The 203-nt window shown below is 47.8% G+C and carries 1 protein-coding gene; it reads left to right on the top strand.

Annotation, left to right across the window (positions count from 1 at the left end; all coding sequences use genetic code 11):
• The coding region (locus tag AMS67_RS17890; protein WP_206541769.1) for a hypothetical protein at positions 1 to 203 on the top strand (203 nt) is incomplete at both ends.

The raw sequence follows: 203 nt of genomic DNA, 5'->3' as shown, positions 1-203 counted from the left end.
GAGACGATAAGGGAGGAGGAAAAAAGAGAAGAAAAGATAGGGGTGAGAGAAAGAAAGGGGAGGGGAGGGGGGGGAGAGGGAGAATGAGGGCGATAATTCGTCTAAAAGACCGATGGGATAAAGATCATCGAAAAGAGAGGAGGGGTAAAAAGGAAAAGGGGGAGGAGAAAAGGAGTGATAATAATGTTAGAGGGAGTCGGCTC

The organism is Leucobacter japonicus (assembly GCF_001273855.1).
Classification (GTDB): Bacteria; Actinomycetota; Actinomycetes; order Actinomycetales; family Microbacteriaceae; genus Leucobacter; species Leucobacter japonicus.
This window is presented reverse-complemented; position numbering and strand designations above follow the sequence as displayed.